This is a genomic window from Nocardia sp. CDC153, from assembly GCF_035818515.1.
Taxonomy (GTDB): domain Bacteria; phylum Actinomycetota; class Actinomycetes; order Mycobacteriales; family Mycobacteriaceae; genus Nocardia.
This window is the reverse complement of record NZ_JAYKYU010000002.1, coordinates 12,099-31,401: the sequence shown is the minus strand read 5'-3', so window position 1 is coordinate 31,401 and position 19,303 is coordinate 12,099. Positions and strand designations below refer to the sequence as shown.

20 protein-coding genes are annotated in these 19,303 nt (G+C 67.5%); 7 read left to right on the top strand and 13 right to left on the bottom strand.

Annotation, left to right across the window (positions count from 1 at the left end):
* Window positions 1–39: 39 nt before the first annotated feature.
* Window positions 40–1,560: an FAD-binding oxidoreductase gene (locus VMT65_RS08510; RefSeq protein WP_326307508.1), complete on the top strand. Its 1,521-nt coding sequence runs from the start codon at window positions 40–42 to the stop codon at window positions 1,558–1,560.
* Between the two features lie 4 nt (window positions 1,561–1,564).
* On the opposite strand, the gene VMT65_RS08505 is transcribed toward VMT65_RS08510, so the two are convergent.
* Window positions 1,565–2,311 carry a S1 family peptidase gene (locus tag VMT65_RS08505; protein ID WP_326307507.1) on the bottom strand — a complete coding sequence of 249 codons (747 nt, stop codon included), beginning with the start codon at window positions 2,309–2,311 and terminating at the stop codon, window positions 1,565–1,567.
* Between the two features lie 71 nt (window positions 2,312–2,382).
* Between VMT65_RS08505 and VMT65_RS08500 the strand changes: the two genes are divergently transcribed.
* Both VMT65_RS08500 and VMT65_RS08495 read left to right on the top strand, forming a co-directional pair.
* Window positions 2,383–2,898: a pyridoxamine 5'-phosphate oxidase family protein gene (locus VMT65_RS08500; protein ID WP_326307506.1), complete on the top strand. Its 516-nt coding sequence runs from the start codon at window positions 2,383–2,385 to the stop codon at window positions 2,896–2,898.
* 103 nt (window positions 2,899–3,001) lie between these two features.
* Window positions 3,002–3,712, top strand: coding sequence for a helix-turn-helix transcriptional regulator (locus VMT65_RS08495; RefSeq protein WP_326307505.1), 711 nt, complete (start codon window positions 3,002–3,004; stop codon window positions 3,710–3,712).
* On the opposite strand, the gene VMT65_RS08490 is transcribed toward VMT65_RS08495, so the two are convergent.
* The 3 genes from VMT65_RS08490 to VMT65_RS08480 are packed head-to-tail and all read right to left on the bottom strand — an operon-like array spanning window position 3,698 to window position 5,814.
* Window positions 3,698–4,099, bottom strand: a complete 402-nt coding sequence (locus tag VMT65_RS08490; protein ID WP_326307504.1) for a VOC family protein — start codon at window positions 4,097–4,099, stop codon at window positions 3,698–3,700. The genes VMT65_RS08495 and VMT65_RS08490 overlap by 15 nt on opposite strands.
* A 55-nt stretch (window positions 4,100–4,154) precedes the next feature.
* A complete protein-coding gene (locus VMT65_RS08485) occupies window positions 4,155–4,967 on the bottom strand; it encodes a hypothetical protein (protein ID WP_326307503.1) in 813 nt (270 codons plus the stop codon).
* A 22-nt stretch (window positions 4,968–4,989) separates the two neighbouring features.
* On the bottom strand, window positions 4,990–5,814 hold the full coding sequence (locus tag VMT65_RS08480) for a DUF3097 domain-containing protein (RefSeq protein WP_326307502.1): 825 nt from the start codon (window positions 5,812–5,814) through the stop codon (window positions 4,990–4,992).
* Between the two features lie 190 nt (window positions 5,815–6,004).
* Here VMT65_RS08480 and VMT65_RS08475 point away from each other — a divergent pair, with 190 nt between their 5' ends.
* The gene (locus VMT65_RS08475) at window positions 6,005–6,436 is read left to right on the top strand and encodes an NfeD family protein (RefSeq protein ID WP_326307501.1); all 432 of its coding nucleotides are present in this window, start codon (window positions 6,005–6,007) and stop codon (window positions 6,434–6,436) included.
* A complete protein-coding gene (locus tag VMT65_RS08470; RefSeq protein WP_326307500.1) occupies window positions 6,436–7,680 on the top strand; it encodes an SPFH domain-containing protein in 1,245 nt (414 codons plus the stop codon). Before VMT65_RS08475 ends, VMT65_RS08470 begins: the two co-directional genes overlap by 1 nt.
* A 63-nt stretch (window positions 7,681–7,743) precedes the next feature.
* Here VMT65_RS08470 and VMT65_RS08465 read toward each other — a convergent pair whose 3' ends face one another.
* From VMT65_RS08465 to VMT65_RS08440, 6 genes are all read right to left on the bottom strand, one after another.
* Complete coding sequence (locus VMT65_RS08465; RefSeq protein ID WP_326307499.1) at window positions 7,744–8,682, bottom strand: TauD/TfdA dioxygenase family protein; 939 nt, start codon at window positions 8,680–8,682, stop codon at window positions 7,744–7,746.
* A gap of 17 nt (window positions 8,683–8,699) precedes the next feature.
* Window positions 8,700–10,046 (bottom strand): LLM class flavin-dependent oxidoreductase, encoded by a 1,347-nt coding sequence (locus tag VMT65_RS08460; protein ID WP_326307498.1) that lies wholly within the window; start codon window positions 10,044–10,046, stop codon window positions 8,700–8,702.
* A 35-nt stretch (window positions 10,047–10,081) separates the two neighbouring features.
* Complete coding sequence (locus VMT65_RS08455; RefSeq protein ID WP_326309125.1) at window positions 10,082–10,861, bottom strand: ABC transporter permease; 780 nt, start codon at window positions 10,859–10,861, stop codon at window positions 10,082–10,084.
* A gap of 274 nt (window positions 10,862–11,135) precedes the next feature.
* Complete coding sequence (locus VMT65_RS08450; protein ID WP_326307497.1) at window positions 11,136–11,969, bottom strand: ABC transporter ATP-binding protein; 834 nt, start codon at window positions 11,967–11,969, stop codon at window positions 11,136–11,138.
* Window positions 11,966–13,045 (bottom strand): ABC transporter substrate-binding protein, encoded by a 1,080-nt coding sequence (locus VMT65_RS08445; protein ID WP_326307496.1) that lies wholly within the window; start codon window positions 13,043–13,045, stop codon window positions 11,966–11,968. The genes VMT65_RS08450 and VMT65_RS08445 overlap by 4 nt, the downstream gene beginning before the upstream one ends.
* 173 nt (window positions 13,046–13,218) lie before the next feature.
* Window positions 13,219–13,959: an IclR family transcriptional regulator gene (locus tag VMT65_RS08440; protein ID WP_326307495.1), complete on the bottom strand. Its 741-nt coding sequence runs from the start codon at window positions 13,957–13,959 to the stop codon at window positions 13,219–13,221.
* A 434-nt stretch (window positions 13,960–14,393) separates the two neighbouring features.
* Here VMT65_RS08440 and VMT65_RS08435 point away from each other — a divergent pair, with 434 nt between their 5' ends.
* Complete coding sequence (locus tag VMT65_RS08435; protein WP_326307494.1) at window positions 14,394–14,729, top strand: transglycosylase family protein; 336 nt, start codon at window positions 14,394–14,396, stop codon at window positions 14,727–14,729.
* A 79-nt stretch (window positions 14,730–14,808) separates the two neighbouring features.
* On the opposite strand, the gene VMT65_RS08430 is transcribed toward VMT65_RS08435, so the two are convergent.
* The 3 genes from VMT65_RS08430 to VMT65_RS08420 form a co-directional block, all read right to left on the bottom strand.
* Entirely contained in the window at window positions 14,809–15,597 is a 789-nt protein-coding gene (locus VMT65_RS08430) for an ABC transporter ATP-binding protein (RefSeq protein WP_326307493.1), read from the bottom strand.
* A 155-nt stretch (window positions 15,598–15,752) separates the two neighbouring features.
* Complete coding sequence (locus VMT65_RS08425) at window positions 15,753–16,811, bottom strand: taurine ABC transporter substrate-binding protein (RefSeq protein WP_326307492.1); 1,059 nt, start codon at window positions 16,809–16,811, stop codon at window positions 15,753–15,755.
* Window positions 16,808–17,680, bottom strand: coding sequence for an ABC transporter permease (locus tag VMT65_RS08420; protein WP_326307491.1), 873 nt, complete (start codon window positions 17,678–17,680; stop codon window positions 16,808–16,810). Before VMT65_RS08420 ends, VMT65_RS08425 begins: the two co-directional genes overlap by 4 nt.
* A 277-nt stretch (window positions 17,681–17,957) precedes the next feature.
* Here VMT65_RS08420 and VMT65_RS08415 point away from each other — a divergent pair, with 277 nt between their 5' ends.
* Window positions 17,958–19,289 (top strand): ABC transporter substrate-binding protein, encoded by a 1,332-nt coding sequence (locus VMT65_RS08415; protein ID WP_326307490.1) that lies wholly within the window; start codon window positions 17,958–17,960, stop codon window positions 19,287–19,289.
* Window positions 19,290–19,303: the final 14 nt, after the last annotated feature.

Genomic DNA, 19,303 nt, shown 5'->3' with positions numbered 1-19,303 from the left:
GAGGAAGGCCGGGCACCACCTTGGGGGAGGGACGCCAGTATGGCGATCAATCGGCGAAACCTGTTGCGGGCGGCCGGACTCGGCGTCGGGCTGGCGGCCCTGGGTTCGGCGACGGGCTGTGTGCCGAGTGAGCCGGGAGCGAAGCCGCCCGCGGAGACCAGCGTGCCGACGACGGAACCGCCTGCCGGACAGGTGGATTGGGAAGGGCTGCGCAAGCGGCTCGGTGGGACTTTGAATCTACCGTCCGATTCGGGGTACTCGACGGCCAAGTTGGCGTTCAATCCGGCGTTCGATAGTCGGCAGCCCGCCGCGATCGCACAGTGCGCCAATGCCTCCGATGTGCAGGCCTGCATCACCGCGGCCGCGAACGCGAGGATCCCGGTGGCGGCGCGCAGCGGGGGACACAGTTACGCGGGGTACTCCACGCCCGACAACGGGCTTGTGGTCGATCTGGGTCGGATGACCGGTGTGCAGGTGAACGCCGACGGGACGGCGGTGATCGGTGCGGGCACCCGGCTGATGGACGTGTACAACGGTCTGGCCCAGGCGGGCCGGTGTCTGCCCGCCGGTTCCTGCCCGACAGTCGGCATTTCCGGGCTGACCCTCGGCGGCGGAGTCGGTGTGCTGGCCGGAAAGTACGGCCTGACCTGCGACAACCTGGTTTCGGCGCAGGTCGTCACCGCCGACGGCACGCTGCGCACCGCCTCGGCGACCTCGGAACCGGATCTGTTCTGGGCGCTGCGCGGCGGGGGTGGCGGCAACTTCGGCATCGTCACCTCGTTCACGTTCCAGACCGTGGCCGCTCCCCAATTGGCCGTGTTCCAGGTGCGTTTCCCGGCCGGATCGCTGACCGATGTGCTCGCGGGATGGCAGAGCTTCACGGCCTCGGCCCCGGACGAATTCTGGTCCACCTTGGGCATTTCCGCCGGAAGTCCGCCGACCTGCCGCATCAATGGCTGCTATGTCGGCTCCGAGAGCGCCATGAACGCACTGCTGGACAAACTGGTCGCGGCCACCAAGACCCAACCCGCGAATCGGTACTCCCTCACCAAGGACTACCTCTCCGCGATGATGTATTTCGGCGGCTGTGCCAATTATTCGGTGGATCAATGCCGTCCGAATTGGAATGGCGGGGGAGTGCTCGGTCGTGAAACATTCACCGCCTCGTCTCGCGTATTGACGAAACCACTCTCGGACCCGAGCCGCCTGACCGCCTTGGTGACCGGACGAGAAGGCATGGATATTCTCCTGGACAGCCTCTCCGGTGCTCCTTCGCGAATCGGTGCGAAGGACACGGCATTCCCGTATCGCGGAGCCTTGGCGACCGCCCAGATCTATGTCGGTGCCGCCACCTCGGCCGCCCGCAATTCCGTGAACGAGGTTCGCGACGGTCTCGGTGACCTGACCGGAAACACAGCCTGCGTCAATTACATCGACCCCGGCCTGTCGAATTGGGCCAGCGCCTATTACGGCGACAACGCGTCTCGACTACGCGATGTCGCCAAGCGCTACGACCCGCACGGCGTCTTCGCCTTCGACCAGTCGGCGTCCAAGGTGTGACCGCTCAGAAGGTCGCGGGCAGGCGAGCGTAGACCCCCGGATACCCGGCCTCCGCCGTCCCGCGCGCCCACGAGGTGATGCCGACCAGCTTCCCGTCGACGAGCAACGGCCCGCCACTGTCGAATTCGCCGGTATCGGCGGTGATGGATCCGGCGCACACCATCTCCGAGGCATCGAAGGCGCCCGGATAGGCCGCCGCGCACTCGGCGTCGGTGACCATCGGCACGGTGGCGCGCCGCAGGACCGTGTTGAAGTAGTCGTTCTCGGCGGTCCCACCCCAGCCGAGTACCGTCGCGCTGCTGCCCGACGGCGCGGCCATCTGGACGACCGGTCGATTCTGCGGCTCGGCGAGCGTGAGGACGGCGAGGTCGTGGTGGTGCACATCGACACCGTCGACCGTGTCGGTGCGGTAGTCCGGGTGCAGTCGAACGTTGGTGACGCTCACCGTCGTTCCGTCGTGCGCGGCCAGGTCGCTGCGATCGAAGGTCACGGTCAGCGCCTGCGGCAACAGCTGTGCCAGTTCGACGCAGTGCGCGGCCGTCAGCACCTGATCGGGTGCGATGAGCGCGCCACCGCAGAACTGCCCGGAGGCGCGGGGAAAGAACAGCGGCGTGCCGACCGAGACCAGCCACGGATAGTCGGAGGTGGTGATTTCGGTACCGCCGACCACCGCGTTCGCGGGGACGGCGGCGGGGAGGGCGCAGCCGAGGAACGCCGCGGTGAGCACCGCGACCCGACGAGTGAACGACATCGGGCCATTCAAACAGAGATCACCGGAGTTCGAGGACCGGATGTGTCGGACCCCGCGCGTACGGTCGGAACATGACGTCTTGGAACGAGTTCGCGACCGCCGCACCACGTATCTCGACCGTCTTCACCCGTCGTCACGCGGCCACCGGCAACCTGTGCATGCTCGCCACCCTGCGCAAGGACGGCTTCCCGCGCATCAGCCCGATCGAGCCGCGCGTCTTCGAGGGCCAGCTGTGGGTGGTCGGCATGCCCAACACCACGAAGTTCGCCGATCTGGCCCGCGACCCGCGCTTCTGCCTACACACCGCGACCGTGGACACGCACGTCACCGATGGTGACGTGAAGCTGTTCGGCACCGTGCACGATGTGCAGGACCTGGCCCTGCACCGCCGCTTCGCCGACGCCCTGTTCGCGGAGACCGGCTTCGACCTGCGCGGCCGCAAGTTCGAGCCCTTCTATGCCGCCGACATCACGGGCGCGTCGTCGATCGAAATCGTGGACGGGCGTTTGGAAGTCACGATCTGGAAGCCGGGGCAGGCCGAACGGGTGGTTGAGGTCTCGGATTCGGCGGAGCCCGCGACGACATAGCGTGCAATATTGCATCGAGTGCACACATGCACATTGTGCGTGTGTGCACGAACTGATGAACAGCGGTGTATTTCAGTGCTTTTCGAGGTGATGTGGGGGTGAAATGAGGGAAATCCATCCGCCGCAAGGCTATCGGGCGCGGCGGTCGACGATCGACGGCGCGGTGCTGTGGACGCGCGACGATGTGTCCGACAGCGACCTACCGGTGCTGCCGGACGGCTGCATGGATCTGCTCTGGATCGACGGCCGCCTCTCGGTCGCCGGACCGGACACCCGCCCCTACCGCCCGCCCGCCGGATACGCCGACCGAATCAGCGGAATCCGCTTCTTCCCCGGCACCGCCCCCGCGCTCCTGGGCATCCCCGCGTCGGAGTTGCGCGACGCGCGAGTCGACCTCGACGCGCTCTGGTCGGCGGCGAATGTCCGTCGCGCGACCGAGGTCCTCGCGAAGGCGACCGATCCGGCGGCGGGTCTCGAGGCGGTGGCCCGGTGGCGCGCACGTGAGAGCGATCCCGCCGATCCGATGCTGCGCTCCATCGTGACGTCACTCGAACAGGGACGGTCGGTGGCGGCGACCGCCGACGAATTGGGCACCGGCCTTCGTCGGCTGCATCGCCTGTCACTGCACGCGTTCGGGTACGGCCCCAAGACTCTGGGGCGAATCCTGCGGATGCAGCGTGCCCTGGCATTGGCGCGAAAAGGAATGGGGCTGGCGGAGGTTGCGTCGGTCGCGGGATATGCCGACCAGGCGCATTTGACGCGGGATGTCCGGGAATTGGCCGGAATGTCCCCGCGCGAACTATTGGGTCGATGAGAGCGCCGCGTAGAGATCGACGGCATTGCCGTCCGGGTCCAGCACACTCGCATAGCGCTGTCCCCAAAAGGCGTCGAACGGCTTCAACTCGGCCCGATACCCGGCTCCCACCAATTCCTCGAATTTCTCGTCCACCCCTGCGGGTGAACCGCATTCGCATGCGAGCGCCAGCCGCCCCGGTCCTTGCGGAGCATTCCACTCCGGTCGGAAGGATCGAATCGTCTCCTCGGTATCGAGCATGAGCTTGACGCCCCCGCCCAGATCGGCGTCCACGTGCGGTTCGCGTTCGGCACCTTCGGGGAACGTCAGCCCCAACCGTCGGTAGAAGGCCAGCGACGCGGCCATATCGGCCACCACGATTTCGATTACGTTCAGTCGAATACCCATGCCTCGAACCGTAGGCGCTGATCCGCCGACCGTCTTGAAGAAATCGGACAGCCCGCTATCGCGCGTGCACGGCCGCCAACCGTGCCGCCCGAATCGCATTCCACAGGGGCCGCAACAGCGCCTCCTGCGCCGCGACGGCCGTGGCGGAGGTCGGCGCGGAGGCCGGTTCGCGCTCGGCGACGGTGAGTATCGCGGCCACCTGGTCCGCGGTGTCCAGAATCCGGCGTGCCCGCAGCGGCAGCGAATCCGGGTACTTGTGGCGCGTGTGCCCGGCCAGTTCGGCCTCCACCAGCTCGCGCGGCCCGACACCGCCGGATCCGAGCCGGGTGGTCTGCAACTGCGCCAGGGCGTCGGCGGCGGCGCGCACGGCCTCGCGCATGGTGTATTCGGCCTCACCCAACGGCATTTCGGGGGCGAGGGTCAGCGGGATGGGCGTGGAGTAGACCCGCCACTGCAAGGCGTCGTCCTCGGTCCAGAACGGCACCAGCCCGGTCCCGGTGCTCCCGGGCGTCCCGATCAACAGGCCCTCCCCGGCTTCGGTTGCGGCGGCGGCGAATTCGGTCCCCACCGGCATGCCGCGCACATCGCCCGGGATCGGCAGCACCAGTCGCACCTGTGCCTCGGGTCCGGCCATGGCCTCGCGGATGAGCTTGAGCAGCACCATGATTCCCGCACCGGCCACCGCGTCCGGATCGCCGTCGGGCGCCCAGGGCAGGCCGGTGTGTCCACCCGTGACCGGGTCCCCGGCAGCCACGCTCTGCTGGGGAGCCCAGGCACGCAACGCGTCCAACACGTCGTCGGGTGCGCTACTGCCGGCCAGCCAGGACCCGGCCCAGACCGTCAGCGAAGCGCTCGGGGAAGAACTCATGCAATCGAGGATAACTGGCGGGCTACTCCTGCTCGGTGACGAAATCGATCAGTCGTTCGACGGCGCCGATGAGCGGTGTCTCCAGATCCTTGTAGGAGTTGACCGCGTTGTAGACGCGTCGCCACCCGTCCTGCGGGGTGCCCCACCGTAACCGCTGGCAGATGCCGGTTTTCCAATCCTCGCCGCGCGGCACGTCCGGCCAGGCCGCGATGCCGACGGCCTTGGGTCGCACCGCCTGCCACACGTCGATATAGGGATGGCCGGTGACGAGCACATGCGGCCCGAGTCCCTGGGTGAGCCCGGTCTCCTTCGACCCGGTGACCAGGTGATCGACGAGCACCCCGACCCGTCGCGTGGGTCCGGGTCCGAACTCCGCGAGCTTGGCCCCGAGGTGATCCAAACCCTCGAGTTGCTCGACGACCACACCCTCGACGCGAAGGTCGTGCCCCCACACCCGTTCGACCAGTGCCGCGTCGTGCACACCCTCCACCCAGATCCGGCTGGCCCGCGCGACGCGTGCCTTCAACCCCTCGACCCGGGTGGACCCGGACGCCGACCGGGTCTCCGGCTTGGGCGCGACCGCCGTCGGCTTCACCAGGGTCACCGGCTGCCCGTCGATCAGAAACGCGGCCTCCCGCAACGCGAACAGGCGCACCCGCCCCTGCCGGTCCTCGAGTTTGACGAACTCCCCGTCGTAGCTGCGGTCGAATCCCACTACGGCACCGCAGAATCCGGTGGCCGCGTCCTCGGCAACCAGGTCACGCTCGGCGACGACGCGTGGTATGTCCCGTTTGGGAGTCCTCGGGTGGCCGGAAAAGATGTCGCCGTATCTGTCACGCCCGCTCACCCGACCGAAGGTACCGCCGCCGCACCGGAATACGGCGGCGCGACGCGGCGGACGGCGGAGTTTGCGGCGGAAGTCACCGCGACCAGGGTCCTCGGTCGGTAGCAACGACGGGGTGGACGGTTGGATTCGATGACCTTGGTCCGCGCCGGATTACGGGTGGACGAGCCGCGCAGCGACTACTGTTGATGCTGTGGCCGCAATAGTTTGGCTGGTCGCGGGCATTCTGCTCGCGGCGGCCGAGATGCTCACGGGCAGCCTCGTGCTGATCATGCTGGGCGTCGCCGCACTCGTCACGGCGGGCGTGAGTGCGGCGACCGATTCCTCGGTGGTCGTCGACGCCGTGGTGTTCGGCGGCGTCTCGATCGCGCTGCTGGTTGGGGTGCGTCCATTCCTGTTGCGGCGCTTCGCGACTCCGCCCCCGCATCAGACCGGGGTCGACGCGCTGCCCGGCAAGACCGCCAAGGTGCTCGAACAGGTCGACGAGCACGGCGGGCGCGTGAAGCTGGGCGGCGAGGTATGGAGTGCGCGTCCCTATGACGCGTCGGAGACATACCCCGTCGGTTCGACCGTCTTCATCATGAGGATCGACGGCGCGCACGCCGTCGTCATGAAAGGGCCGTGATGGCTGTACTGATAGTCGCCATTGTCTTGGTGCTGTTGGTCGTGGTGGTGGTCTTCAAGTCGGTGGCCCTGGTGCCGCAGGCCGAGGCCGCGGTGATCGAGCGACTGGGCCGCTATTCGCGCACGGTGTCGGGACAGTTGACCTTCCTGGTCCCGTTCGCCGACCGGGTGCGCGCCAAGGTGGATCTGCGTGAGCGGGTGGTGTCCTTCCCGCCGCAGCCGGTGATCACCCAGGACAACCTGACCGTGCAGATCGACTCGGTGGTCTACTTCCAGGTCACCAGTCCGCAGGCCGCGGTCTACGAGATCTCCAATTACATTGCGGCCGTGGAGCAGTTGACGATCACCACGCTGCGCAATGTGGTCGGCGGCATGACCCTCGAGGAGACGCTGACCTCCCGCGACCAGATCAACTCTCAGCTGCGCGGTGTCCTCGACGAGGCCACCGGCCGCTGGGGGCTGCGCGTGTCGCGGGTCGAGCTCAAGGCCATCGATCCGCCGCCGTCGATTCAGGAGTCGATGGAAAAGCAGATGAAGGCCGACCGTGAGAAGCGCGCCATGATCTTGACCGCGGAGGGTCAGCGCGAGGCTTCCATCAAGACCGCCGAGGGCCAGAAGCAGGCGCAGATCCTCGCGGCCGAGGGCGGTAAGCAGTCCTCGATCCTGGCCGCCGAGGGCGAACGGCAGTCCCGGATTCTGCGCGCCCAGGGTGAGCGCGCCGCCGCGTATCTGCAGGCGCAGGGTCAGGCCAAGGCGATCGAAAAGGTCTTCGCCGCCATCAAGAACGGCAAGCCGACCCCGGAACTGCTGGCCTACCAGTACATGCAGACCCTGCCGCAGGTCGCCAAGGGCGACGCCAACAAGGTGTGGCTGGTGCCCAGCGATTTCGGCAAGGCCCTGGAAGGTTTCGCCCGCGGGTTCGCCAAGCAGGGTGAGGACGGCGTGTTCCGCTACGAGCCGACCGAGGACGGCGCGCCCGCCGAAGCGCCCGAGGATGACTCGGACGAGGTGGCCGCCTGGTTCGACACCGCCACCGACCCGGCCACCCAGCGCGCGGTCCGCGCCGCCGAGGCCGATGCGCGCACCCCGGTCGAGCCGCCCGCCGCCATCCCGACGACCCCGACGCGGCCGCCGCATCTGGAACAGCGGCAGCGTCCGGAGCAGCAGCCCCGACCGCAGTACCGGCAGGAGCCGCCGAACCAGGGTTGGCAGAACCCGCCGCCGCCCCGCCCCCTGGGGAACTGATCGAATCATGAACGGCACGAGGCCCTCTCGATCCTGTCGAGAGGGCCTCGCGCCGTGTCGCGGTCAGTTCCGCGTGCCGCCGAAGTGCTCACCCGCGATCGACCGCGACGGCTCACCGTCCACGCCAACCGGGATATCGCCCTCGAGGGTCGTGCGGTAGAGCACCCGCGTCACGTCCAGGTGCTCGAGATCGCTCGGGGCCAGGTGGGCGGTGGCCCGGTTGTCCCAGAACGCGAGACTGCCCTGCTGCCAGCGGAATCGGACCGTGTACGCCGGATCGGAGATCTCGGCGTAGAGCAGTTCCAGCAGTGCGTCGCTCTGGCGCGGGCTCAGTCCGATGATCCGGGTGGTGAAGCCCGGGTTCACGAACAGGACGCGCTCGCCGGTCACCGGGTGCACGCGCACCACCGGGTGCTCGGTGATCAGCGGTGCCGCCGCGACCCGCTTGGCGTAATCGCTATTGCTGTCCCAGGCCGGAAGTTTGCCGCCGAAGCGGTGTTCGGCGCGCAGTCCGTCGAGGAACGACTTGAGCGAATCCGGCAGTCCCGCATAGGCGGCGGCCAGATTGGTCCACTGGGTGTCACCGCCGCGCTCGGGCGCGATCTCGGCCCGCAGCAGCGAGGCGGCGGGCGGGTTGATCAGCGGCGAGACATCGGTGTGCCAATGGTTGGTGTAGCTGAACTTCTTGCGCCCGAACCGCTTCTCGTACAGGCGGCTGTCCACGGCCAGGATCTCGGGGAATTCGGTGGGCGCGTCATCGTCGTACGGATGCGAGGGCGTGACCGCCCCGAACCGCCGCGAGAACGCGATCTGCTCGGCGTGCCCGATTCGCTGGTCCCGGAAGAACAGCACCTTGTACTCGTACAGCGCCGCGGTGAGCACCGCGATCTGCTCGTCGGTGAAGTCGTCGCGCAGATCGATCCCGCCGATCTCGGCGCCGATATGCCCGGCGACGGGCGTGATCTGGAAGGTACCGACCTGGTTCTCGGCAACGGTGGTCATGAGCGTTCCTCTCTGGCTCAGGCGGTCGCCTGGGTGCGGACGGGGGCGAACTGGCTCTCCACGGGCGCGAGACCGTAGTGGCCGCGCAGGGTGGTGGCGGTGTAGTCGGTGCGGAACAGGCCGCGCTCCTGCAGGATCGGGACCACGCGGTCGACGAAATCCTCGAGGCCGCCGGGCAGATAGGGCGGCATGATGTTGAAGCCGTCGGCCGCGCCGCCCTCGAACCAGGACTGCAGTTCGTCGGCGATCTGTTCGGGCGTGCCCGCGAAGGTGCGGTGGCCGCGACCGCCGCCGAGCTTGCCGATGAGCTGACGCACGGTCAGCTCCTCCTTCTCGGCGAGCTCCTTGACGAGGGTGAATCGGCTCTTGCCGCCCTCGATCTCGCTCTCGGACGGCAGCGGCGGCAGCGGGGCGTCCAGGGCGTGCTCGGTGAGGTCGACGCCGAGCAACGAGGATAGTTGGCGCAGTGCGTAATCGGGGGAGATGAGGTCGGTGAACTCCTGCTCGAGGGCGCGGGCCTCGGCTTCGGTATCGGCGATGAACGGCACCAGGCCGGGCAGCACCTTGAGGTCGTCGGCCGAGCGGCCGTACTTGGGCAGGCGCGCCTTGAGATCGCGGTAGAACGCCTGGCCTTCCTCGAGGGTGCGCTGCGCGGTGAACACTGCCTCGGCGTGGCGGGCCGCGAATTCCTTTCCGCTCTCGGAGGATCCGGCCTGCACCAGCAGAGGACGACCCTGCGGGCTGCGCGGGGAGTTCAGGGGTCCGCGGACTCGGAATCGCTCACCGCTGTAGTTCAGGGTGTGGACCTTGTCCGGGTCGGCGAAGATGCCGGTCTCGGGATCGAGCACGATGGCATCGGATTCCCAGCTGTCCCACAGCTGTACGGCCAGATCCACGAACTCCTCGGCCCGCTCGTAGCGGCGCGCGTGCTCGGGGATGGCGTCGAAGCCGAAGTTGAACGCCTCCTCCGCACTGCCGGAGGTGACGATGTTCCAGCCCGCCCGGCCGCCGCTGATGTGATCGAGGGAGGCGAATTTGCGTGCCAGATTGAAGGGTTCGTTGTAGCTGGTGGAAGCGGTCGCGATCAGCCCGACATGCTCGGTGGCCGTGGCGATGGCGGCCAGCAGGGTGACCGGCTCGAACACCGCGAGGGCGTTGCGCTTGATACGCGGGCCGACCGCCAGTCCGTCGGCGAAGAACACCGAGTCCAGCTTGCCGCGCTCGGCGATGCGGCCCAGTTCCTGGAAGTGCTTCACATCGAGCACCCGGTGCTCCTCGGTGCGCGGATGCCGCCACGCGGCCTCATGGTGACCGACGCCCATGAGGAAGGCATTGAGGTGGAAGGTCTTGCGTGCGTTGGACATGGGGAGAGAGGTTCCTTCGGAGGTTTCGATGAGTGTCAGTGCGCGCGCCAGCGGGACAACCGCCGCTCGATGGCGACGAGCACGCCGTTGTAGGCGAGCCCGACCAGCGCGATGGCCACGATCCCGGCGTACATGTCCGGAATCTGGAAGTTCTGCTGTGCGGCGGTGATCAGATAGCCGAGTCCGGCCCGCGCCCCGAACATCTCGGCGGCGATGAGCACCAGAATCGACCCGGAGGCCGCCATCCGGATGCCGGTGAAAATGGACGGCACGGCGGCGGGCAGGATCACCTTCTGGAACAGTCGCAGCGGTGAGAAGCCCAGCGACACAGCGGATTTGATCAGCAGCGGATCGACGGTCCGCACCCCGCTGATGGTATTGAGCAGGATCGGGAAGAATCCGGCGTAGACCACCAGCGCGATCTTGGAGGTCTCACCGATGCCGAGGATCAGAATGAACACCGGCAGCAGCGCGAGCGCCGCGGTATTGCGGAACAGTTCGAGGACCGGATTGAGGAACTCCGCGATCGGCTTGTACCAAGCGATGGCCACACCCACCGGAATCGCCGTGATCAACGCGATGCCGAACCCGATCAGCGAGCGGGTCACGCTGGTGGAGACGTTGTCCCACATCTGGCCATTGCGAACGAGTTCCAGCCCGGCCTGCACCACGGTCGAGAACGGCGGCAGGAAGACCTCATCCACCAGCCCCAGCCGTGGCGCGGCCTCCCAGACGGCGAGGAACAACCCGATCACAATGGTGGGCTTGCCGATTCGCCAGGCGAGCCTGCCCAACCCGGACAGCAGGGCCCGCAGACGCCCCTGGTGAGATGCGGTGGACTGCCGGGACTCCCACCTACTCCCGGATGTCGATACCACGGTCTCCGTTGGGATATCGGTGGCCGACGAGGTCTTGGCGGCGGACGCGGTCTCGGCGGTTGGCGCGATGTCGGTGACGCTCGCGGAGCCACCGGCGGTCGCGGTATCGCTCGCGGTTGAGGTGCCGGAGGTCGCCGTGATTTCGGTTGCCGCTGGGGCCGCGGTGGTCCGGGACGTCGGGGCGACGGGGGCTTCGGTGAGTCGCAGGGCGCTAGACATGGGAGTTCCTTCGGTCGGCGAGATCGGCCTGTTCCAGGTCCTGGGCTCGGGCCACCTCGTCGTGCAGCAGCGACCAGACCTCGTGGCGCAGTTCGCGGAATCGCTCGCTGGAGCGGATGTCGCCGTCCGCGTCGCGATCGAGGTCGATATCGACCACGGCCTTGATCCGGCCCGGCCGAGATGTCAGCACCGCGACGCGTTGGCCCAGGTAGACCGCCTCGTCGATGCCGTGCGTAATGAACAGCACCGTTTTGCCGGTGGCCCGCCAGATTCGTAACAGCTCGTCCTGCAACGACTCTCGCGTCTGCGCGTCCAAGGCGGCGAAGGGCTCGTCCATGAGCAGCACCTCCGGATCGAAGGCGAGGCTGCGGGCAATGGCCACGCGCTGCTTCATGCCGCCGGACAGCTCGTGCGGATAGCGGTCCCCGAATCCGGCCAACCCGACGAGCTCCAGGTAATGCGCGGCGATCTGGCGACGCTCCCGCCGCCGAATTCCCTTGGCCTCCAGCCCGAATTCGATATTGGCGCGGGCGGTGCGCCACGGCAGCAGCGCGTACTGCTGGAATACGATCCCGCGATCCAGCCCCGGCCCGGTGACGGGCGCGCCATCGAGGAGGATCTGTCCCTCGGTGGGTTTCCCGAGCCCGCCCAGCAGATCGAGCAGCGTGGATTTGCCCGATCCGCTGGGCCCGACCAGCACCAGGAATTCCCCGTCCCGCACATCGACGGTGATATCGGCCAGTGCGGTGAAGGCCTCCCGCTCACCCCGCACCGGGAATTCCTTGCGCACCCCGGCGAGCGCGAGTTTGACGGTGTCCGTACTCATTTCGCGATCGCCTCCCCGCTCGGCCCGCTGGTGGCGGGGTAGGTGCCATTGGCGTAGGGGTTGTCCTTGTTGGTGTAGAGGTCCTTGGCCGCGAGCTTGCCCGCGGGCAGTTCGCCATTGCGAACCAGCCAGTCGATCCAGATCTGGAGTTCCTTCTCGGCGACCACACCGCCGGGCACCGGAATGCCCGAGCTCTTGTAGTACTGCAGCAGCGAGGTGTTCTCGTTGCGGCCGCGCTTCTGAATGATGTCGGCGAACTTGGCCACCACCTCGTCGCGCGGGGTCACCTGCAGCCAGCGGGTGGCCCGGGCGGTGCCCTGCACGAAATCGGCCACCGCGTCCGCGTGCGACTTCAGATAGTCGTTGCGGAAAACGTAAGTGCCGTAATCGAATTGCCCGAACAGATCCTTGTCGGTGTAGAGCGGGTGCACACCGCCGCGCCCCACCGCGGTGTCGCGGAAGACACCCTGCAGGGCCGCCACATCGATCTGCCCGTTGCGCAGCGCGTCCTCGGTATTGGCGGGCGGCAGCACCACCAGTTGCACCTGCTTGATCTCGGCGTCGCTGAGCCCCTGATCGTGCAGCCACTGCCGGGTGATGAATTCGTGGTGCGCGCCGAGGGTATTGACGCCGACCTTCTTGCCGATGAGATCGCGCGCCGAGGTGATGCCGGAATCGTCGCGGACGAAGTATCCGGTGAAGCTCTGTTCGTCGGCCCCGTAGGAGCTGAGCACCGCGGTGACGGGCGCGCCGCCCGCGACCAGCTTGATGACCGCGCCATTGAAGGCGCTGCCGAATTCGACCTGCTTGGTGGCGGCGGCCTGAATATTGGCCGGGCCGCTGGTGGTATCGCCCTCCCAGTGGAGGCTGATCTTCTTGAAGTAGCCGAGGTTCTCGGCCAGTTCGAAGGCGGACACCTGGCCGGTGGTGCCCTGATAACGGACGACGGTCCTACCGTCGGCGGTGGTGCCCGCGTCGGTCTTGGCGCAGCCCGTCAGGACCACGACCGCACTGGTGACGGCGAGGGCGGCGGCCAGGGCGCGCCGCACCCGGGGGCGGCGGAGAGGGAATGCCATGGGGGACTCTTTCGGTGAATGTGTCTGTCGCACGGGAGGATTCGAGAACGGGGCGACAACAGAGCGTCATGGGGGTTCCTTCGCGGGGACTGGGGGAGCCGAGGTGATTCGGGAGTGGTCACATGCTGCGACGGCCGTGGGGGCGCGGCAATCGCCATTTCACGATGTGGAAATCAGCGTGAGCGAAATTCGGCCGCGGAAAGCGCTGGGCCGCCGCCGGTTTGGAGCAGCGGCGCGATGCGCCCGGCCGCGATGCGCATGGCGGGCACGACCGCCCGAATGAGCTCGCTGTCCAGCCGCGCCGAGCGGGCCTGCACCGCCAGCGCGCCGTGCACCTGCCGGCCGGGTCCGACGATCGGCACGGCCAGGGCGCGGATCGGGTCCTCGGTCTCGATGAGCTCCGAGGCGAAGCCGGTGCGGCGCACCCGGTCCAGATCGAGATCGGCGGCCGCGCGGGCGGGGGAGTAGGCCAGCAGCGCGTGGCCGGTGGCGCTGGTCCGCAGCGACTGGCGGGGCCGGGGCACCTGGTGATGGCAGAACGAGACGGGCGGTCGCGCCTGGAACACGGTGACCGCGTCGCGGTCCTCGAGCACGCTCACGCTGACCGTGATCCGAATGCCCGCGGCCAGCGCGTACAGATGCGGTGCCACCGAGTCCAGGCCCAGGCGGGTGAGCGCGGGCCGGGCCAGGGTCGCCAGGCCGTGCCCGACCCGGTAGCGGTCGGTCGCCGGATCCTGTTCGAGCAGGCCGCCGCGAACCAGGGCCTGGGCGAGCCGGTGCGTGGTGCTGACGGGCAATCCGGCCAGCTGGGCGAGATCGCTGAGCGAGAGCTCGGGATCGTCGCCCTGGAAGCAGTTGAGCACCTCTACCGCGCGGTCGACCGCGCGTGCTCCGGAACGTGGTTCTTCGGCCATGGACGCACTATTCCTAGGGCTTTGACCTGCGGCAACGGTTGCGCGCAACGCGATTCGGGCCGGTCGGACCGCGATTTTCGGTGGGGATCGTTTTGTCTCGGCTTTGTATTACGCGATTGGCGTCACCATTTCTCCGTGACGTCCGTCACAAATTCGGCCGTAAATTCCAGAAATGTCATTCTGTGACACTCCGGTGCTATCTGCGAAAACTCTTCGAGTGCGGTCGATACCGTTTTGTCAACCGTCCGTGATCGGGACGTGATTCAGCGTGATTGTTCCGTTACCGTCGCTCTCGGCTCGGATACCTCCGGGCCCCCGCTCGAATCGCCGAACACCGGAAACCCGTCCCGCGATTCGAGAGCAACCGAGAACCCTGGGGACGGGGCACCGCAGCTGAAAGCGCGGAACGGTGGGCGCAGGCAGGGAAATACTTTATGCATCGCAACCGGAAGCTCACCACCCGCATGCTCGCCGCCACCGCGGCCATCGGCGCGTTCGTGTCCGTCCCGTTCGCGCTGTCGACGGCGACCGCCTCGGCCGCCGGACACGACTGGGACGCCGTCGCGCAGTGTGAGGCCAGCGGAAACTGGGCCGCCAACACCGGTAACGGCTTCTACGGCGGCCTGCAGTTCACCCAGAGCACCTGGAACGCCTACGGCGGCTCGGGCAATGCCGCCAACGCCAGCCGCGAGGAGCAGATCCGCGTCGCGGAGAATGTGCTCGCCGGTCAGGGCGCGGGCGCGTGGCCCGTGTGCGGCGCGTACCTGTAATAGGTTTTCGCGTTCGTCGAAACATCACGATGGCCCTTGTCGCATAACAGCGACAAGGGTCATCGGCGTATTTGCCGAGTCAGGCGTGTGCTTCGTAAATCGCTTTCGCCAATTCGGTTTTCAGGGACTGGAATTCCGGTGTGGCCGTGACGGCGAGGTCGCGCACGGCGGTGTCGTCATCACCCGGTAATTGGATGCGGCGATCGACGATGACGCGTCCCGGGCGAGCGCTCATGACCAGGACGCGGGTCGAGAGAAACACCGCCTCTTCGACCGAATGGGTCACGAACACAATGGTTTTACCGGCCTCGCGCCACAGTCGCAGCAACTCGACCTGCAGGCGTTCGCGGGTGAGCTGATCCAGCGCGCCGAACGGCTCGTCCATGAGGATGATGCGCGGATCGTTGACCAGCACCCGCGCGATCTGCGCCCGCTGCTGCATGCCGCCTGACAACTCGTAGGGCCGCTTGTCGCCGAACTCGGCCAGCCCGACCAACGCCAGCATCCGCTCGGCGGCGGCACGCCGCGTCTTCTTGTCCACACCACGACATTTCGGACCGAACTCGATATTGCCGCGCACCGACAGCCACGGGTACAGCGTCGGAGCCTGGAAGACCACACCCCGCTCCGGCCCGGGCCCCTCGACCGGGTCCGCGCCCACCAACAGGCTCCCGGTGCTGGGCTCGAGGAACCCGCCGAGCAGTTGCAGCAGCGTGGTCTTGCCGCACCCGGACGGCCCGACAACGCTGACGAACTCCCCGGGCTCGATGATCAGATCGGTGGGGGAGAGCGCGACTGTCGGCCCCGTATCGCTCGCGTAGGTCTTGGAGACCCCCGCCAGCACCACCCGATCACGCGCCGCCGCCACTGCACCACCGCCCAGCCTCGCCAGACCACCACCCGATTCCGTCGGGCCACTCAACTCCGCGGGGCTGCTCGGTCCGGCCGGACTATCACGCGGTACTGGATCGTCTACTCCGCCTGGGGCATTCACTCCAGCCGGATCATCCAGCTCTGGCTGGGTCACTTCGCGCTCACCTTCGTCGCGGCGTCGGGGTAGACCGCGGCAGTGTAGGCCTCCGGAGCGGCCAGCGCCTGAATCTCGCCCTGGCTCAACAGGAAATCGGCGGAGGACTTCAGGTCCGTGCCCAGCTGCTTGCCCAGGTAGGCGGGTCCGGCCTGGGTGGCGGCGTCGAGGTAGCCGTATTCGCCGAGTTGCTTGCGGATGTCGGCCACGGGGACGCCCAGCTGTGCCGAGATGCGGGTGGCCGCCGCGTCGGGCGCGGTGTTGATCTGGTTGACGGCCCAGTTCTGGGCCGCGGTCCATACCTCCAGGAACTTCGGGTTGGCCGAAACGAATTCGCTCCGTGCGCCTTCCAGGTCGTAGGTCGGCTTGCCCGCCTTGGCGGTGTCGGCGGCGGTGGTCACCACGTGGCCGTTCTTCACGAGTTCCGAGAGTGTCGGCTCCCAGATGAAGGCCGCGTCGATATCGCCGCCCTTCCAGGCCGCGGCGATGGCGTCGGGTTGCAGGTTCACCAGCGTCACGTCGCGTTCGATTCCGGCGGCGGTGAGCGCGGCGAGCAGGCTGTAGTGCGAGGTGCTCGCGAACGGCACGCCGATCTTCTTGCCGCGCAAGCCCGTAACGCTCGTGATGGCGGGATCTTTCACCACCAGCGATTCGGCGGCCCCGATCACGTCGTGCACCCACACGGCCTTCATGCCGATGTTCAGCGGTGCGGAGAGCGCACGCGCGGCGGCGGCACTGCCGAGCAGTCCCAGATCCAGGGAGTTCGATCCGAACGCCTGAATCACCGTGGCTCCGGAGGCGAACTTGCTCCACGTGATCTTGGCCTTGGGCAGGCAGGTTTCGAGCAGCCCGGCGTCCTTGACCACCAGGTCGCCATTGGGAATGTCCTGATATCCGAGTCGCACTGTGCCGGTGAAGCTTTCGTCCACCGCCACCGGGCAGGCGACCTTGTCCCCGGTGGCTCGGGACTGGTCGGTGCGCCCCGACTGGACGCACGCGGTCAGCGATCCCGTCAGCAGACCCGCCAATGCCACTGCCGCCAAAGCGCGCTTCATGATTTGCCTTTCCAGGGCACGACCAGCGTGCCGATCCAGCTGATGACCGCGTCGAGGGCGAGCGCGGTGAGACCGATGACGATGATGCAGGCCATGGTCAGCGGCGTATTGAGCTGCTGACCGGCCAGGAAGGCGAGGCCGCCGATGCCGGGGATGCCATTGTTCAGTTCGGCGGCGACCACGGTCGTCCACGCGAACCCGATGGCCACGCGAATGCCGCCGATCACCTCGGGGAGCGTGGCGGGCAGCAGGACCCGGGTGATGACGTGCAGCCGGTTCGCGCCGAGGGAACGCGCCGCATTGATCCGATCGGCCGAAACCCCGTGCACGCCAGCGATGGTTGCGATCACGACCGGCGGGAACGCGGCCAGGAACAACAGCCAGATCTTCGAGGTGTCGCCGATACCGAACCACACGATGAGCAGGCCGATATAGCCCAGCGGCGGCAGGGTGCGCAGGAAATTCAGGTACGGGCCGATGATGGCACTCAGTGTTTTGGAGGTGCCGAGCACGAAACCCACGAGCGGACCGAGGATTACGGCCGCGCCAGCGCCCACGACAATGCGTTGCAGGCTGGCCAGCAGATGCTCCCACAGGAAGTAGTTCTGTTCGCCGGGCACCTCGCGCGGCACACCCGGCGCGAGCTGATGCCAGCTATTGGCCCGCACGAACGCCTCCCAGACCGCGCCGGGCCCCGGAAGAAACTGCGGATCGACCAGTTTCGCGGCGGCCACCGCCCACCACAGGGCCAACAGTCCGGCCAGCGACAGCACCCGCACCGCGAGCCCGCGCAGGGGCCCGGCGGGCGGCGTGAGCCGGACCCGAGCCGTGGCGGCGGTGGCGGAGCGGGCCGCTCCGACGCTGATCATGTGACGATTCCGAGCACGCGGTGGGGACTCACGCGAAGCGCCTTTCTCTCTCGACGGGTGGACCTGACCGTTCCAATGCGGGACCGGAACCGTCCGGGCAGATCCTGTCGCGGGCCCGGGCGCGCGAACAGTGCCACGCTCAGCGTGATTCGAAGGCGGGATCAGGCAGGCGCGATCGGAGGGGGTTTTCACCGTCCGACGTTTGATCGGTGATCACGCGGGTACGGTGTTTCAGAAGGAGACCGATTTCGGGGTGGTCGCATCGGTTGGGGATGGGATGTCGAGCCGCAGAACGATTTTGCGCGCGGGTGTGGTGCTTCCGTTGGCCGCCGCGTGCACGCCGTTCGGGGCGGGCACGAGCGCCGATGCGGTGAAGATTGCGGTGCCCTGGGGCGGTGCGGAACTCCAGGCATTCGAGGCGATACTCGCCAATCTGCGCAATGGCGGCCAATTTCCGCATCGCACCACGGTGACGACACTCGGTGATGATGTGGGCACCGTCTTCGCGGCGGGGCGATTCGCGCCCGATATCGTGGTCGTGCCGCAAATCGGGCAGATCCCGCGGCTGGCGGCCGACGATCGGCTGCAGGCGCTGGATGAGAACCTGTGGAGTGACGACAGCAAGAAGCCACGCTATGCCGATGGCTGGTGGCCATTGCTGCATGTCGAGGCGAAAGGCAATCGGCTCTATGGGCTGCCGTTCAAGGCCACGTCCAAATCGCTGATCTGGTATGACCGCACGCGATTCACGCGGCTGAATCTCGCCCCGCCGGATCGGTGGCCGCCGTGGCTGTGGCCCGCATTGATGACCCGACTCGCGCGCAGTGGCGTGCATCCGCTGGCGTTGGGTGGCGCGGACGGCTGGATGCTCACCGATTTTTTCGAGAATGTGCTGCTCGCGGAATCCCGGGATGCGTATGAGAGCGTGGCGAATCCGAACGACTGGCGACCCGAGCAGCGCCGCGCCGAGCTGACCAGGGCTTTGCGGACCTTGGCGGGCATCTGGGGATTCGACGGCGCGTTCCCCGGCGATATCGGCCGCGCCCTGACCCAGCAGTTCCCCGATGCCGTGCGCGACGTATTCGGCACCGGTCGCGCGGCCATGGTGGTGGCACCCGATTTCGCCGAACCCATTGTGCGCGGATGCTTCGGGGGCAATGACGTGAGAATGGTCGAGACGGTGGGGGTTTCACTATTCCCCGGCAATCTGCCGCCATTCGGGAAGGGACCCGTGATCGGCGGCGGTGATGTCATGGTGGCGACCCGGTCGGCGAGTGAGAAGGCGCGCGAGTTGATCGGGCTGCTGTCGCGGCCGGAACTATTGACCGACTGGATCAGCGCGGGCGGCTTCATCGCACCGGATCTGCGTGTCCAACCGGGCTATTCGCCGCTGCTCGACACGACGCTCAATCTCTCCGGACCTCGACTCCATGCCTGGAGCGAATTCGACCTGGCCGACCGCATTGGCTCGCGCGGCGGCGACAATCCGCTGTGGCGGGTGATCACCGCGTTCCTGACCGACCTCGACGATCCCGCGAAACGCGAATCCGTGGCGGTCGACAATGCGGTCGCGGCCATCTACGAGCTGGAACGCAGCCGACGTGGGTGAATCGAGCATGTACA